Genomic DNA, 15,265 nt, shown 5'->3' on the forward strand with positions numbered 1-15,265 from the left:
AAAGATTCTTCTTGCACTACGGGTGGCAACCACAGAATCGGAATGGATTTGGCGTCGTGCTCATCCGCTCAGGTTAAACACGCGAGGAGGTCGAGGTCATCCTTCTGACATCGCCTAAATTTTGGCATTATAATAGAAATGATGTCCATGATAAAAAGTCTTTCAATGCTCTGAAAGCATGGATATGGCCATGTATTATCAAGGAGAGATAAGTGAATAGCAGGTATTTGGTTCACCCAGAACTCATCCCCGGCCTCGACATGATGCAGGATTTCAATCTGGATAGCACGACGGTCCATGCCGTGCGGCAGGCTACACTCGACATGATCGAAGCATATGCGGTTCCTCTGCCTGAAACAATGACCTGCACGACGCAGGCCATAGAAGGTGCTGCCGGCCAACCGATGGATATCATGATCTATCGCCCGCGCGATGTCGTGCCCCATGCAGCCTGCGTATTCCATATTCATGGCGGTGGCTATGTGATGGGCACTCCCCGGATCAGCGAGGGCGTGAACATCTCGATAGTCAACCAACTTGGCTGCATCCTCATTTCGGTGGACTACAGGATTGCGCCGGAAACGCCCCATCCGGGACCATTGGAAGACTGCTATGCGGCGCTACGCTGGGTCGATCGGGAAGCCGAGGCCTTGGGAATCGACCGTTCACGCATCGCTGTGCGTGGCGAGAGTGCCGGTGGTGGGCTTGTGGCCGCGCTGGCCTTGCTATGCCGCGACAGGGGCGGGCCATCGCTGTGTCACCAGAACCTGATCTATCCCATGCTGGATGACCGGACCGGAAGCGCCAGGCAGGTCGATCCCAATCCTTTTGCAGGAGAATTCTGCTGGACAGCGGCGTCAAATCGCTATGGATGGACCTCCCTCCTCGGACAGGAACCGGGCGGGCCGGATACACCCTACCTTGCCGCTCCCGCGCGCGCGACGGATCTTTCCGGTTTGCCTGCCGCGTTCATTGCGACGGGCGCTCTTGACCTCTTTGTCGACGAGGACATGGAATATGCCCGCCGGCTTATCCGATCTGGCGTACCTGTCGAACTGCATGTATATCCCGGAGCCTATCATGGTTTCGACATTGTCGCCGATGCAGCCAGCACGAAATCCATGCGGCAAGCTTCAATTGCAGCACTGGCGGAAGCACTGAGAGGGCGATAATATATTTATTATTTTAGATTGATAACAAATTCTCCCCGTGGCTTCCCTGAATGTCTTTGGCGATGTCTGACGTTCTGCGCGCAAATGCATATTGACCATACTGGCAGTACGGATAAATGGTGGTGTCAAAAGGATGGCCTCGCCCTCCTCGCACCGTTAGCCTGAGCGGATGAGCAAGACGCCAAATCCGTTCCGGTACTTTCACTCATCGCCTCAGGTGATCCGCCTCGTGGTGATGATGTACGTCAGGTTTCCCCTCTCGCTGCGCAATGTCGAAGACCTGCTTTTCGAGAGAGGGATCGATCTTTGTCATGAGACCGTGCGTCTTTGGTGGAATAGATTTGGCCCTCTCTTTGCTGCCGACATTCGCCGCCAGCGTGTGCAACGAATGCGTGGTTTTCGGCACTGGCGCTGGCACCTTGACGAGATGTATGTCCGTTTGAACGGTGAGATGGTTTATTTGTGGCGCACCGTTGATCACGAGGGCGAAGTACTCGAAAGCTACGTGACCAAGAAACGGGACAAATCTGCGGCTTTGCGCTTCATGAAGAAGGCGCTGAAGCGTCATGGGCAAGCTGACAAGATCGTCACCGACGGCCTTCGTTCCTATCCTGCTGCGATGAAGGATCTGGGCAATCTCGAGCGTCGTGAGATGGGGCGTTATCTCAACAATCGGGCTGAGAATTCGCACTTGGCCTTCCGACGAAGAGAACGTGCCATGCCGCGCTTTCGCCAGATGAAATCGCTACAAAATTCGCCGCAGTCCACGCTTCTCTCACCAACCACTTCAGCTCGGAACGCCACCTCATCGACAGACAGACATTCAAGCTTCGCCAGCTCGGCCGCAATGGCCGAGTGGCAATCGCTTATGGGATGAGTCTCAGCTCGGGCCTGGGCCCACTTTGCCAAACGAAGAGCAGTTCGCAACCGACTGACAGCACCCACTCAAGCTACCGGCGGCAGGCGCGAAGCTCCACCCTTTTGGCAAAACTCCGCCGCGATACCGCAGCAGACGGACTAATCCCCGTCCATTGCTTGAATGCACGGCGGAAAGCGCGATCATCAGAAAAGCCGAGACGCTGCGCAATCATAGATAGCCCCAATTTGCCATCGTGCAGCAAGCGCTCCGCCTCCTCCTTCAAGGTTAAGGCACGCAATTCCCGGTAGCTGGTATTTTGCCCTCTCAAGCGGCGGCGCAACGTCGCCTGACTGACTGTGAGAGAAGCAGCAATGTCGCCCTCACAGGGGCAGTGCCCCCCCGCTCGCACCGCAAGGTCCATAAGCGTTTTCACTTTGGTGGCGTGCCCACGATCCTGGGACGCATCGAGCATTATGTTATACGGGAAACCTTCGAGTACCGCATCGATCTCGGCAGGCCTCCGTACGATCGGAGCAGCCAACGCAGCCTGGCGATAGACAAGCGCATTTTCCTCACTTTGAAAAATCACTGTCGCTCGAAACAGTTGCTCTACTACCCTGCCCAGCCCCATGCGCGGGTAGGCCAGGGCGATCGTGTCCGGCGCAACTTCTTGGCCGCTGAGCCAGGACAAGAGCGTCACATGGAATAACAAGCCCACCACATCGTTTATAAGGCTGGCTTCGTCTTTGGTGGTGTATCGAGATGCGCATTCAAACCGGACCCGAGTATCGTCACTACGCAGTCGGCTACAGCTCTCCTCCTCGGTCAGGAGCGAGCTGAAACGACAACTCCGTTCAAGCGCGGCATAAAGGTCTGAACAGTTAATCACTGCCCTGAACATCATTTCACCCGCCAGCGGCGTGAACAGCGCGGCACCATCGCGGTCACAACATAGCCGTTCGAGCCTCTCCATATGCTGGCCGAAAAGGATCGCGAACGGCCTGCAATCGCGCAGATCTGTATTCGCAAAATCGTCTGGATCGAAACCATCAGCTTCAAGCCGCACCGAAGCACGTGCAAGCAGCACAACCAGCGCCTGGATGGAATCCTGTTGGAGCATGCCGCATACTAACGCATGGCCCCCGTCCAACAACAAAAATGATCGAAAATGTCCGCTGCGCTGCGCGCGCCCGTCCTAGCCATAGCACGCAACCTTTCTAAACTACGCCGAAACGCAGCAAGGTAGAGTGACAATGGTTTTTGTGATCGACGAACTTCTTGCAAAGCAAGGTCAGGGGCAAGTGCTATATGAAGCGTACATGGCGCGTTATGCACCCGGTGCAGAAGCACGCGGCATGGTGCTGAAGCAGCGCCTTGTGGAACCGGCCATGTGGCTGGATCAAGGCAACAATCGGCTAATTTTCATATGGGAACAGGCCCACGTTGGCGCCGTATGGGGAGCAAAGCAGCAAGCTCGTATGGACACAGCGGTGGACCATTGGTGGGAAGAAGAAGCCCCCACGTTCATTGAAAGCCGCCAACGCTACACCACAGCAGAAGCCGACACACTCGAGGCACTCACCAATGTATAATCTCCTAAAAGTGATCGGCGTAACAGACAAGGCACGCGATAATTTTGGCCCTGCACTGAGCGATGCCACGCAGGCGCTCCCAGGTATAACGAGCAGTCTTGTCGCGCCAACGCTGCCGGGCGTTTACAACGGTGGTGATTATATTTGGCGAGTGAGCTTTACCGATCAAGCCGCAGCGCAGGCAGCAATCGCCAGCGATGCCGGCCAGGCGGTAACCGCACTACTCAACACCCCCTCTACTATCACCTCCTTAGAGGGGGCTGACTTCGAAACGGGACATGCCGGCGGGGATCGTGATGCGGCATCAGGCTTATATCGGGTGGCCCTGTTCTGCGCCAATCGCAACCCCACGCCGGAACGGCTCCGTGCTTTCTCTCGCGATACCCAGATCATGCCTAATCATGTGCGTAGTATCGTTCGGTGGGAACTATCGCAGTCTGATCTAAGCACGGGGGGGCTGCCCTGGACGCACATCTGGGAGCAGGAATACGCCGACCGCACAGGCCTTGAAGGCCCCTATATGATGCATCCGGTTCACTGGGCCCACGTTGAACGCTGGTTCGATACCGAATACCCAGATTATCTGGTGGATCGCCATCTCGTGCACACTTTCTGTGCATTGGATCAGGCCATACTCAACCGCTGAATTTCACGAAACAATGAAGGGCGTTTCGGGCAGCCACACCGGGGCAGCAAGAAACGCGCCAATCACAACGGGAAGGAAAACGCATATCATGCGCGCAATGGTATTGAACGAATTTGGCGGACCGGATGTCCTTCATATGGCAGACATTGATCGCCCCAGAGCAGCACCGGGCAATGTTATTATTCAAGTCGCCTATGCCAGCGTCAATCCGGCTGATTGGAAATCACGCGAGGGCTGGCTTTCTCAGTATTTTCAGTACCAGTTCCCATTTGTGGTCGGGTTCGATGCAGCAGGCATCGTTGCTGAAGTCGGCGAAGGGGTCACCACCCTTGCCGTGGGGGACCGGGTGGTCACCGCTTCCAACCAAGGTCTTGGTGAACGCGGAACCTACGCCGAATATGTAGCGTCGGCGGAAGAACGTTGTGTCAAATTGCCCGATACCGTGTCGCTGCGCGATGCCGCCGCGATGCCCACTGCTGCGATCACCGCTTATGAAGCGGTCCATGACGTCGGCGCTGTGAGCACTGGGGCGCGTGTTCTCATCAACGGTGGGGCAGGCGGCACCGGCAGTTATGCAATCCAGCTCGCTCATCAGGCGGGTGCCCGGGTGGCGGCGACTTGCAGCCCCGGAAACGCTGACTACGTCAAAAGTCTGGGAGCTGAATTGGCTATCAATTATCGCGAAGGCAATGTCGCGGACGCAGTGCATGCCTGGGCGCCGGAAGGTGTCGATCTGGTGGTGGACACCGTCGGTCAGGGCACACTGGTTGATGCGGTCGAATTCACCAGGCGTGGCGGGGTCATCACGCCCATCGCCACGCTGATCGCGGATGAAATTCATGTCGATCCTGCTCGGGCAGATACGTTGGGCGTTCGCGTCGTGCCAACAATGGCCAGCTACCTAAATCAGCCCCGTCAGCTACGAGCACTCGTTGCCGCGCTCGTAGGCGGCAAGATCACAGCTCCCGCAATTACTGTAATGCCCCTTGCGCAGGCTGGCGACGCGCATCGCCAAGTGCAAGATGGTCATGTTCGCGGCAAGATCGTTCTGGATGTAAACGCTGCCCTCGATCAATAACGGATGTCGCCTCCTGACGGACAAAGGCCTATATGGCGGTCCGTCAGGAGGAAAGGTGGTGTCCCCGCCCTCCTCGCGCGTTTAACCTGAGCGGATGAGCAAGGCGCCAAATTCGTTCAGCGAATGCGTGGTTTTCGGCACTGGCTGGCATTTGAACGAGATGTATGTCCGACCGAACGGCGAGATGGTTTATTTGTGGCGTGCCGTTGATCATGAGGGCGAAGTTCTCGAAAGCTACGTCACGAAGAAACGAGACAAAGCTGCGGCTTTGCGCTTTATGAAGAAGACGCTGAAGCGTCATGGGCAAGCTGACAAGATCGTCACTGACGGGCTGCGTTCCTATCCCGCTGCGATGAGGGATCTGGGCAATCTCGAGCGTTGAGAGATGGGCCGCTACCTCAACAACAGGGCTGAAAATTCTCACCTGCTCTTCCGACGAAGAGAACGTGCCATGCAGCGATTTCGACAGATGAAATCACTACAGAAATTCGCCGCGGTCCACGCTTCCCTTCACAACCACTTCAACTCAGAACGCCACCTCGTCGACAGACAGACTTTCAAACTTCGCCGCTCGGCCGCAATGGCCGAGTGGCAATCGCTTATGGGATGAGTCTCAGCTCAGGCCTGGGCCTACTTCACCAAACGGAGAGCAGTTCGCAACCGAATGACAGCACCCAATTTTCATACTAAAATCCAAGTCTCTTAAATTTATCCATATCCAGAGGCCTAACAGCCAACAAAACTCCATGCCAATTTTTAGGAAGAAGTGAATTTTTTCTATCAAAATCCGATAAATCTTGCACGTCCATTCTGAACTTATGAAGCAATTTTTCAATTTTAGCCAGTCCCTCGGCAGACAATTTAATTGTCTCATAAGTGTATATTGAATCAACACTCCCAAAGTCCATGTCCATAAATTGCCATTTCATATGCTGTTCGAAATGCCTCCTCATAGGCTCTCTCGTCCACGCCACTCGCCGATCGATTCGACTTCGAACACGCTCTCCCGGCAATCGATCGATCAATGCGAGTCGCTCCAGTTTGACAAGTTGACCTTCAATAACTTCCATCGGTATATCGAAATCATTGTGAAGATCTCGAGGAGGCCATCCATTCATTATCATGAAAAATAAGAATGATAAAAGCGTATTTCTCGATAATTCCCTCTCCTGATTTAAAGTAAGTGCACGATTAAGATCGCATGACTCACCTTCTCCTTTTTCGGCAATTTCACCAAGCGTCACATCAGCCAAATGACATAGCTCCATCAAGCGATTGAGCGTTAAGCCCCGCCCATAGAGCCACCGCTTCACGGTGACCTCACTAACGCCCAACAACTCAGCCACATCTGCATTTTTCAATCCCTTAGATCTGAATATATTTCTTAGGGCCGCGGCCAAATCATAAGATTTTTCCTGAAACGCTCCTCTAACCAAACACACCTCCAAGTATTATATTTCACAATATATTGCCCAATAAAACCTTTATCCAGAAAAATATCATAACATTTTACTTTGCAATTAGCATAATATACCTGTAATAATTATATTATTATATAGTCATTTATAATGTACCTATCATTTATATTTTTTATTTAATTATCGTAATAATAAAACCTTGACTTTGGCGTATATACCATAAGAACACCGACCATCATCCGTGCGATCCGCATAATTGACTGGACAGGCCACCCTCAATTTCCGTTTCACGACATGACCGGCCCGATCGCACTGGACGACCGGGCCGGCCGTCAGGAGGGTGGGCTCCCACGACTCCCCCGCCCCCTCGAATGGCGAATATTAATAAGAGAAACCGACCCTGACACCGTAGGTACGTGGTTCCGAATAGGCCATAAAGTTCATACCGGCCTGCGGCACAGACACCACCGGAACCCGCTTGTTCTCGATGTTGTTCACGAATCCTTCGACGAAGAAGTTCTTGCTGGCCGTCTCGTACTTCAAATTAAAATCGCTGCGAAAATAATCACCGGCGCGATCCTGCAGTCCATTGGTGAAGTAGGTGTAGGATTTGGCCTGATAGTAAGTCGACGCCATCGGGGTCAACGTGCCGGCCGAACCCAGATCGAAGATGTGGGAGTATGCGACCCGGAAGGCCCATTCCGGCGATCCGGCAAGGCGATTGCCTGCAGCATCGATGATCACGGGCGTGTTGTCGCCCGGAGCGGTCAGGAACACATTAGGCGTTTCAAATTGCCGGAACTTCGCATCGAGATACGTGACAAAACCCGTAATCCGATCATTAGATGTCGGGGCGTAGGCAAATTCAAGTTCGACCCCGCGACTGCGCGATTTGCCCGCGTTGGTGAAGACGTATTTGGGCGCGCCGTTTACATTTCGTACAATGCTGACCTGCAGATCCTTATAATCCGTCCAGAAGCCGGTCAGGCTGAGATTCAGGCGATTGTCCAACAGGCGCGTGCGAAGCCCGACCTCGTAACTGATGTTCTTTTCCGGCTCGTAGAACCGTTCGCTCCCTGCCGCACTGGCATCGGTAATACCACCCGCCTTGTAGCCGGTGCTGACCGAACTGTAGAGCATCGTATCCGGCGACAGATCATATTCAGCCGCCAGCTTCCAGCTGAACTGCTTGAACGTCTTGGAAGCTGCTGGGGTCATCCGATTAAGATAGAAACTCGGAACGGCCGCCGCGATCGTCGAACAAGCCTTGAGGGCATTGAGCGGGGGTATAAGAGTTGCTTCATTGGGACGGGCACCATTATCAGTTCCCGATCCCAATGGACATAGCGATATGGTGCCAATCGCCCTGCTGATCTTATCGATATTGTAGCGGGCCCCGCCGATCAACCGCAGGTCGTCCGAGACGGAATAACCTACCTGACCAAAGATCGCACGTGTCGTATCCTTATCTCGTTCGTTACGGACACTTTCAACGAAAGGCAGGAGTGTCGGTTGAAGTCCGGCCGCCGATCCACCAAAGGGTATCAAAGTCGGAAAATCTGGCTGCCATATGCCAATCGATCCCGGTGTGGCCTTGTGCGTCGCATGTTGAAACGAATAGAAGCCGACAACCCCCCTCAGACGATCGGTTTCAACATTGATATCGACTTCATGCGACCAATCGTTTGCGCGCAGGTCTCCGTAGTCCATGACGAAAGGTAGAGCAGCATTGTTACGACTTTTGTTTTTTTCATGAAAATACCCGCCAATGTAAGTCAACGAAACCGCATCGCTCACGTCATAACGAATATTCGTCTTCAACGAGATGCTGTCGATATGGCTACGATTGCGGAAGTTATAATCTCCGCCCGGATAGAGGCTCTTGTAACCTCCCAGCTTGAAGAGAGCCATCAGGGAGTTGAAAAACGGACTCGTCAACCCGGCGATCTCTCCTCCCGGAGCGCCAGCGGCCCGATTTCTCGGAATTCCCATCTGTACGACGATCGGATTGCTGGAATCGTTGTTGCCGGGAATCCCGAGCAGGGGCGCCCCGACTATCAGGTTCGGGAAGATCGCGTTCGCATTGTTGACGTAGGATCCAACGACATTGCGCTGGCGGACATAGCTTGCATTCACATCAATAGTGAACCGATCCGTCGGCTCCCAGCGCAACGCCAGCCGCGAGGTCAGCAGATCGCGTCCATCAACCCGCTTGCCGGAAACCAAACGCTGCGTGCCATCCGATTTTTCGTACGTGCCCGACAGGCGCATGGCGAAGTTGTCACTCAAGGGAATGTTGATCGCACCGCGCGTCATCAATGCATCGTAGTTACCGTAGGATATATCGCCTTTCGCTTCGAAATCGAAGCTTGGCTTGGTGGTAATGACATTGACCACACCCGCCGTCGCATTACGGCCATACAGCGTGCCCTGCGGCCCACGAAGTACCTCAATCCGGTCGATGTCATAAACACTGGTCCGGAAGCCCTGGACATGATCCTGGTAAACACCATCGACATGATAGGCTACCGTGGAACCGGAACCTGAAAGGGCCGTCACCCCAAGCCCGCGAATGGACAGCCCCTGGCTTGCAATGGACACGTTGGGTAAGGCCTTGGTCGCATCACCTATAGAACGTGCGCCCACATCGTCCAATCCCCGCTGACCAATAGTGGAAATCGCCGCTGAAACCTTGAGCAAGGATTCCGCGCGCTTCTGCGCGGTCACGAGAATTTCAGCCAATCCGGACTCACTACCTTCACGGGAAGCTTGCGCAGCTTCGGGCTTCGCCGCCTCAGGGGTAGTTTCCAGTGGTTGTGCGATTGCCGGAACGATGCAGACAAAGCCGCCTCCGAACACCCCACATGCCAAAACAACCTTTAACTTAAGCATAAACCTCTCCCTTCCCTATCGCGGTTCATGGCGTAGAGATTATTTAGTATCGAATTTTTAAATAATATTATCTATTTACCATTTAAAAATGGGTATTTATTACGATAAAATATCAATAGGTTGATATATCTTTATTTACGGCATCGGGAATTAGCCGAGGAAGACTCATGTCCCCCATGCAGTTCAACATGCCAACAAGACGAAGTTGGCGTCCGCAGTTCACCATTCCAAGTGTCCCTGCCGCTCCTAGCCATCCAAAAGCGCCCTTGTGGGGGCCAGACATAACTAACCGTCCTCCAGCCCCGAACCCGTCACCCGAACTAGGGTAAATGTACCCACTCATGTCCGTGCCTTCAGGCAGTAGATTGGAGGTTCCAAGCGCAATCGCACTGGGCGGCATGACAGTTGCGCCGTCCAATGTCCCGCCTCTCACCAGCATCATGAGAAACCTGTCGTAGTCCCGCGCTGACGAGACCAGCCCGCCGCCACCTGACGGATATGTCGGCCGTTTCAGGAATAATGAGTTGACGCCAGTATCGATCGATCTGGACATGCCATTGGCAGTTGCGTAGTTATCAACCAGCCGCCTTTTCTCGTGCTCAGGGACGCGAAACCACGTGCTGCGCATCCCCAAAGGATCGAAAAAAGCTTCCTTCAAGAAGATATCAAAGGGCCGCCCAGACACGACTTCAATGATCGCGCCCAGAAGGTCGAGCCCCAAAGAATACCGCCAACGCGTCCCTGGCTCCGTTTCCAGAGGTACTGTCGCCAGACGTTCTGCAAACTCGCGAAGGCTCGTAACTGCGCCGTCCATGTCAGGTTGACCATTGGCCTGAAAAACACCGTTTCTGAGACCCAATTTGACATACCTATCCGCTAACGGCCCGCCAACAGAAGGTGTTTGCGGTATCGCCGAACCAATTCCCGACGTGTGCGTCATAAGATGCCGCACTGTTATCGGGTTCCTGGCCGGTTTCGTTTCCGTGCCAGATTTGGGATCTACCAACACTTGCATCGATGAAAACGCGGAAAAAAAATCCGAAACCGGCTGATCCAGCGTCAGCTTTCCTTCTGCAATCAACAGCATGGCCGCCATGCCCGTTATCGGCTTGGTCATTGAGTAAATGCGCCACAACGTGTTCTTATCCACCCGCTCTTTACTGTCGAAGCTGAGAGAACCTTCGCTAACAAACTGGGGCTCCTCCGTCGCTTGGCCAACGCCGACAACCACGCCAGGACATACCTTTGATTTAACTATGCCTTGAGCCACCCCCCTTGTTGCGAGAAGACCACGCGATCGCGCTTCGCAATTCTTGGGCATTGCGAGTGGCATCACACCTATCGCCCCCAATGCTTGTAGTAATTTTCGACGGCTCGGAGAAAAGGCAATATTTTCGCTCATGATTATCTCCCCACCACGCATTTTCTGATGAACTTATTTATTTCTTCATCCACATCTCTTTCTTCGGGCGATCCAGGGAATCTCCCGTGCGGCATCGCCTCCCAAATATGGAGTTCCGCATCTGCATCGACCCGACGCAGAGCGCGGTGAAGCCTGACGGCATTGGAGAGAAATAGATCTCTCGTTCCAGATTGAATAAATGTGGGTGGAAATTCTCCTGAGAAATCACCAAACAAGGGAGATACAAGCGGATGTTCGAGCGCCATATCTGCAGCATACAACTTGTTTACCGTCATAAATGACGGCAAAATATCAATACCATCCAATATCTGGAAACTATCGCCGGACTCAGTAAGATCAACCTCTGGAGAGAGAAGCACCAAACCGGCAGGCAAACACGCGCCTTCAGTTTTGAGGCGCAGCATCAGTGCCAGAGCGAGATTCCCACCTGCGGAAGATCCGCCTACAATTATTTTATCTGCACCTCTTTCTTCAGCGAGAGATAAATAGACGCTGAGGCAATCATCGAGCCCGGCTGGGTATGGATATTTTGGCGGCATGCGGTAATCGATTGATACAACCTCCATCTGTACAGAATTAGCGGTCATCTCGACCATCCAATTCATGTATTCTCCTCCAAAGAATATCATCCCACCGCCATGTATATCCATATACACATAGTCATTTGGTAATTTCATTGACCTCGGCCGCGGCATAATCGCGACTGGCACGCCAGATATGTGATCCCGCTTTAAAGCACCTCCTCCCTCTACCTGCTTCGCGAATAATGAGCGGTATGCCTGATTGCGCTCCTCGATCAATTTTTGCCACGCAGCATGATCGTCAAGATCAGGGAAAATCGTCCGTTCCGGCATAGGAACGCTCAGGATTTTGCGCGCTTCAGCACTGATGGAAACTGGGGGTGGAAATTTTTGCGCCCTAAGATGCGTATCACCCGCCATAAGAACCCTCCGTATTTATTATAAATTGATTAATTTATCGATTATTACGATAAAATTGTCTTATTACTGTTAGGATCGACCTATTTTTATTTATTCATCACTCTGCACCGTATCGGCTCCGCTTTTCGCCCGAGCGGCCGATAGAGGAAATCATTCCAGCGATGTCGTTTTGCCAATGCGCGCTAAACGCATGAATGCGACAGCCGTCGCATCCGGAGCGCATTGCGCCTGCGGTCAGATTTGACCGGCAATGGCAGCACTTATCTTATCTTGATGCTCTCGAGCGGCATCCTTTCACTCTCCATCAATTCACCCAAGTATTTACTCTCGTTAGCGAATGTACTCGAAACCCGAAAAGTACGCAATATGGCATTTTTTATCCCACATACTGGATTTAATAACGAGAAGAGCTGTGATATAGATAGCTGAAATGGCATTGCTCTCGGCGATGGAGATTTCAAAATGAGTATGAAGAGAGCTGAGGATGTACTTGATCTTCTAGAATATTTAGGATATAGGGGCGTCCCAGGAATAGCGCGGGACCTGGGATGGCCGCGGTCGAGCGCCTATCGCACCATCAACACGCTAGAGCAACGCGGCTATCTGTACGAAACGAGGACCCGAGGCGGATATTATCCGAGTCCCCGATGGATTGCGTTGGCTGATCAGTTCGCGGAAGGATTCGCGTTGCCAAAATTTGCGCAAGACCTGACACGCACTTCTATGGAGCGCTCAGGAGAGACCGTCAGCATCGTTGCTCCTGCAGGGCCTTGGGCAATTTTCGTCCTGGTGAGTGAGTCGTCCGCGCCTATCCGTTATTTCACGAAGGCAGGACATCGGATTCCGATCCACGCTTCGGCCAGTGGCCGCGCCTTGCTTCAGCAATACGACAAGACCGAATTACGAGCCCTGCTCTCCCGGATTACCTTTGAAACTTATGGCATCACGACACCAACGGATGCAGATGCCGTACCGTACTCGCTGCGATCGAACAGGGAAAGAAGCGTCGCTACCATCTCAATTTAGGCCTGACCTTCTTGGTATGGCCGCTCCATTACCAATAGAAGGCGCCGTTTTTCATTGGTTGCTTCGGACCCGACGTACCGTATGAAACCAAGAATAGATGAACTAGAAAAAATTATTCTAGAGCAGATTTCTATTGCATATATATTTTAATAGTAAATATATTATTGCATAATTTTCTTATTACATGAAACTAGGGGACCATGATAAATGTTCACATATAGATGCAAAATCCGATCGCATAAGTTTGTGATACGCTGCTTAGCGATACACCTTGCATCGTCAGCGATACTCGCCCTTACGGGGTGTAACTTAAACGAAGGGTTGCCACGAAACCAACCGCTGCAAGGTGCGCGCTATGTGGCACTCGGAAGTTCGTTTGCCGCTGGGTCTGGAATCGGCGCAATCCAAGTAGGAACACCCGAACGCTGCGGGCGAAGTCAGTCAAACTACGCGACGTTGCTAGCGCAACGACTTGACCTGATTCTGGATGACCAATCGTGCGGCGGAGCGATGACATCGCACATCCTCAATCCATGGCGTGAACTACCAGCCCAAATTGATGCAGTGACAGCGGATACAAGACTCGTCACTTTGTTGGTCGGCGGCAACGATATTGGCTACGTCGGCCACCTCCTTGCCGGAACGTGCCGTGCGATGGGCATGAAAGCAGTCAATCTCGGCAAGACAACTTTACCCTGCGAGGATTTGCTTGCCCTATCAATTCCCTCCGAGACAGCATACCGCGAGTTGAGAGACAACCTACGCCGGATTGCAGACATAGTACACGTACGTGCTCCGCAAGCGAGGCTAGTGTTCGTCCAGTACATCACACTTGTGACGGACAAGAATTGCCTTGATGCTCAACTGCTCCCTACCGACCGGAAAAACGCACAAGAAATCGGCCTCAGACTCGCCAAGGTTACTGCCGAAATTGCATTAGAGAAGGGTGCAACCGTACTGGCCTCCGACGAATTATCGCACAATCACTCACCATGTGATAGAGAATCTTGGGCCATCGGCTTCCCACGTGATCCGAACGCGATCCCCGGTGCCGCTTGGCACCCCAACTTGGTAGGCCACGCCGCTATTGCTGATGCACTTGCGAAGAAGCTCTCGAAGTTGTAAGGTTGGAAAAGTGATGTAAAAAAGTGTCCGTCGTCAGAGCATTGGCACAATTAGCGCCGTAAACCAAAGCGGATGGGCAAGACGTCCAATCTATTTCGATAGTTTCATTCATCGCCTGAGGTGATCCGCCTCGTGGTGATGATGTACGTCAGGTTTCCCCTCTCGCTGCGGAATGTCGAAGATCTGCTTTTCGAGAGAGGGATCGATCTTTGCCATGAGACCGTGCGTCTTTGGTGGAATAGATTTGGTCCTCTCTTTGCAGCCGACATCCGCCGCCAGCGTGTACAACGAATGCGTGGTTTTCGGCACTGGCGTTGGCACCTTGACGAGAGGTGGTGTCAAAAGGATGGCCCCACCCTCCCCGCACCGTTAACCTGAGCGGATGAGCAAGACACCAAATCCGTTCCGGTACTTTCACTCATCGCCTCAGGTGATCCGCCTCGTGGTGATGATGTACGTCAGGTTTCCCCTCTCGCTGCGCAATGTCGAAGACCTGCTTTTCGAGAGAGGGATCGATCTTTGTCATGAGACCGTGCGTCTTTGGTGGAATAGATTTGGCCCTCTCTTTGCTGCCGACATTCGCCGCCAGCGTGTGCAACGAATGCGTGGTTTTCGGCACTGGCGCTGGCACCTTGACGAGATGTACGTCCGATTGAACGGCGAGATGGTTTATTTGTGGCGCGCCGTTGATCACGAGGGCGAAGTTCTCGAAAGCTACGTCACGAAGAAACGGGACAAATCTGCAGCTTTGCGCTTCATGAAGAAGGCATTGAAGCGTCATGGGCAAGCTGACAAGATCGTCACTGACGGCCTTCGTTCCTATCCAGCGGCAATGAGGGATCTGGGCAATCTCGAGCGCCGCGAGATGGGGCGCTACCTCAACAATCGGGCCGAAAATTCACATCTACCCTTCCGGCGACGAGAACGCGCTATGCAGCGATTTCGGCAAATGAAATCGCTACAGAAATTCGCCTTCGTTCACGCCTCTCTCACCAACCACTTCAACTCGGAACGACACCTCGTCGACAGACAAACTTTCAAACTTCGCCGCTCGGCAGCTCTAGCCGAGTGGCAATCGCTTATGGGATGAGTC

Annotated in this window: 12 protein-coding genes and 4 pseudogenes; 11 read left to right on the forward strand and 5 right to left on the reverse strand. The window is 53.0% G+C overall.

The genetic code is table 11. The features are described from left to right. Positions 1–212: 212 nt before the first annotated feature. Both EGO55_RS04210 and EGO55_RS04215 read left to right on the forward strand, forming a co-directional pair. Positions 213–1,172, forward strand: coding sequence for an alpha/beta hydrolase (locus tag EGO55_RS04210; RefSeq protein ID WP_021691985.1), 960 nt, complete (start codon positions 213–215; stop codon positions 1,170–1,172). 169 nt (positions 1,173–1,341) lie between these two features. Then, positions 1,342–2,049, forward strand: a pseudogene (locus EGO55_RS04215) (IS6 family transposase). Between the two features lie 73 nt (positions 2,050–2,122). Here the strand turns inward: EGO55_RS04215 and EGO55_RS04220 are convergent. Beyond that, entirely contained in the window at positions 2,123–3,151 is a 1,029-nt protein-coding gene (locus EGO55_RS04220; RefSeq protein WP_084620483.1) for an AraC family transcriptional regulator ligand-binding domain-containing protein, read from the reverse strand. 133 nt (positions 3,152–3,284) lie between these two features. Between EGO55_RS04220 and EGO55_RS04225 the strand changes: the two genes are divergently transcribed. From EGO55_RS04225 to EGO55_RS21170, 4 genes and pseudogenes are all read left to right on the forward strand, one after another. After that, entirely contained in the window at positions 3,285–3,623 is a 339-nt protein-coding gene (locus tag EGO55_RS04225) for a hypothetical protein (protein ID WP_021691989.1), read from the forward strand. Beyond that, the gene (locus tag EGO55_RS04230) at positions 3,616–4,269 is read left to right on the forward strand and encodes a Dabb family protein (RefSeq protein WP_021691990.1); all 654 of its coding nucleotides are present in this window, start codon (positions 3,616–3,618) and stop codon (positions 4,267–4,269) included. The genes EGO55_RS04225 and EGO55_RS04230 overlap by 8 nt, the downstream gene beginning before the upstream one ends. 88 nt (positions 4,270–4,357) lie before the next feature. Next, the gene (locus tag EGO55_RS04235; RefSeq protein ID WP_021691991.1) at positions 4,358–5,347 is read left to right on the forward strand and encodes a quinone oxidoreductase family protein; all 990 of its coding nucleotides are present in this window, start codon (positions 4,358–4,360) and stop codon (positions 5,345–5,347) included. 114 nt (positions 5,348–5,461) lie between these two features. Further along, positions 5,462–5,957, forward strand: a pseudogene (locus tag EGO55_RS21170) (IS6 family transposase); the annotation flags it as partial. A gap of 76 nt (positions 5,958–6,033) precedes the next feature. On the opposite strand, the gene EGO55_RS04245 reads toward EGO55_RS21170, so the two are convergent. The 4 genes from EGO55_RS04245 to EGO55_RS04260 all read right to left on the reverse strand — a co-directional run bounded on the left by EGO55_RS04245 (position 6,034) and on the right by EGO55_RS04260 (position 12,021). Then, entirely contained in the window at positions 6,034–6,783 is a 750-nt protein-coding gene (locus tag EGO55_RS04245) for a helix-turn-helix domain-containing protein (protein ID WP_021691993.1), read from the reverse strand. A gap of 363 nt (positions 6,784–7,146) precedes the next feature. Continuing rightward, a complete protein-coding gene (locus EGO55_RS04250; RefSeq protein ID WP_021692028.1) occupies positions 7,147–9,657 on the reverse strand; it encodes a TonB-dependent receptor in 2,511 nt (836 codons plus the stop codon). 112 nt (positions 9,658–9,769) lie between these two features. After that, entirely contained in the window at positions 9,770–11,059 is a 1,290-nt protein-coding gene (locus tag EGO55_RS04255) for a serine hydrolase domain-containing protein (protein ID WP_161566014.1), read from the reverse strand. Between the two features lie 2 nt (positions 11,060–11,061). Continuing rightward, positions 11,062–12,021: an alpha/beta hydrolase gene (locus EGO55_RS04260; RefSeq protein WP_021692022.1), complete on the reverse strand. Its 960-nt coding sequence runs from the start codon at positions 12,019–12,021 to the stop codon at positions 11,062–11,064. A 468-nt stretch (positions 12,022–12,489) separates the two neighbouring features. On the opposite strand from EGO55_RS04260, the pseudogene EGO55_RS21695 reads away from it, so the two are divergent. The 5 genes and pseudogenes from EGO55_RS21695 to EGO55_RS04280 all read left to right on the forward strand — a co-directional run. Next, a pseudogene (locus tag EGO55_RS21695) lies at positions 12,490–12,621 on the forward strand (helix-turn-helix domain-containing protein); the annotation flags it as partial. 57 nt (positions 12,622–12,678) lie between these two features. Continuing rightward, positions 12,679–13,047 (forward strand): IclR family transcriptional regulator domain-containing protein, encoded by a 369-nt coding sequence (locus tag EGO55_RS04265; protein WP_235694176.1) that lies wholly within the window; start codon positions 12,679–12,681, stop codon positions 13,045–13,047. Positions 13,048–13,254: 207 nt separating this feature from the next. Further along, a complete protein-coding gene (locus EGO55_RS04270) occupies positions 13,255–14,172 on the forward strand; it encodes an SGNH/GDSL hydrolase family protein (protein WP_084620501.1) in 918 nt (305 codons plus the stop codon). A 120-nt stretch (positions 14,173–14,292) separates the two neighbouring features. Beyond that, a pseudogene (locus EGO55_RS21700) lies at positions 14,293–14,523 on the forward strand (IS6 family transposase); the annotation flags it as partial. A 31-nt stretch (positions 14,524–14,554) separates the two neighbouring features. After that, positions 14,555–15,262 (forward strand): IS6 family transposase, encoded by a 708-nt coding sequence (locus EGO55_RS04280; RefSeq protein WP_124916702.1) that lies wholly within the window; start codon positions 14,555–14,557, stop codon positions 15,260–15,262. Positions 15,263–15,265 lie beyond the last annotated feature (3 nt).

The organism is Caenibius tardaugens NBRC 16725 (assembly GCF_003860345.1).
In the GTDB taxonomy this organism is placed as follows: domain Bacteria; phylum Pseudomonadota; class Alphaproteobacteria; order Sphingomonadales; family Sphingomonadaceae; genus Caenibius; species Caenibius tardaugens.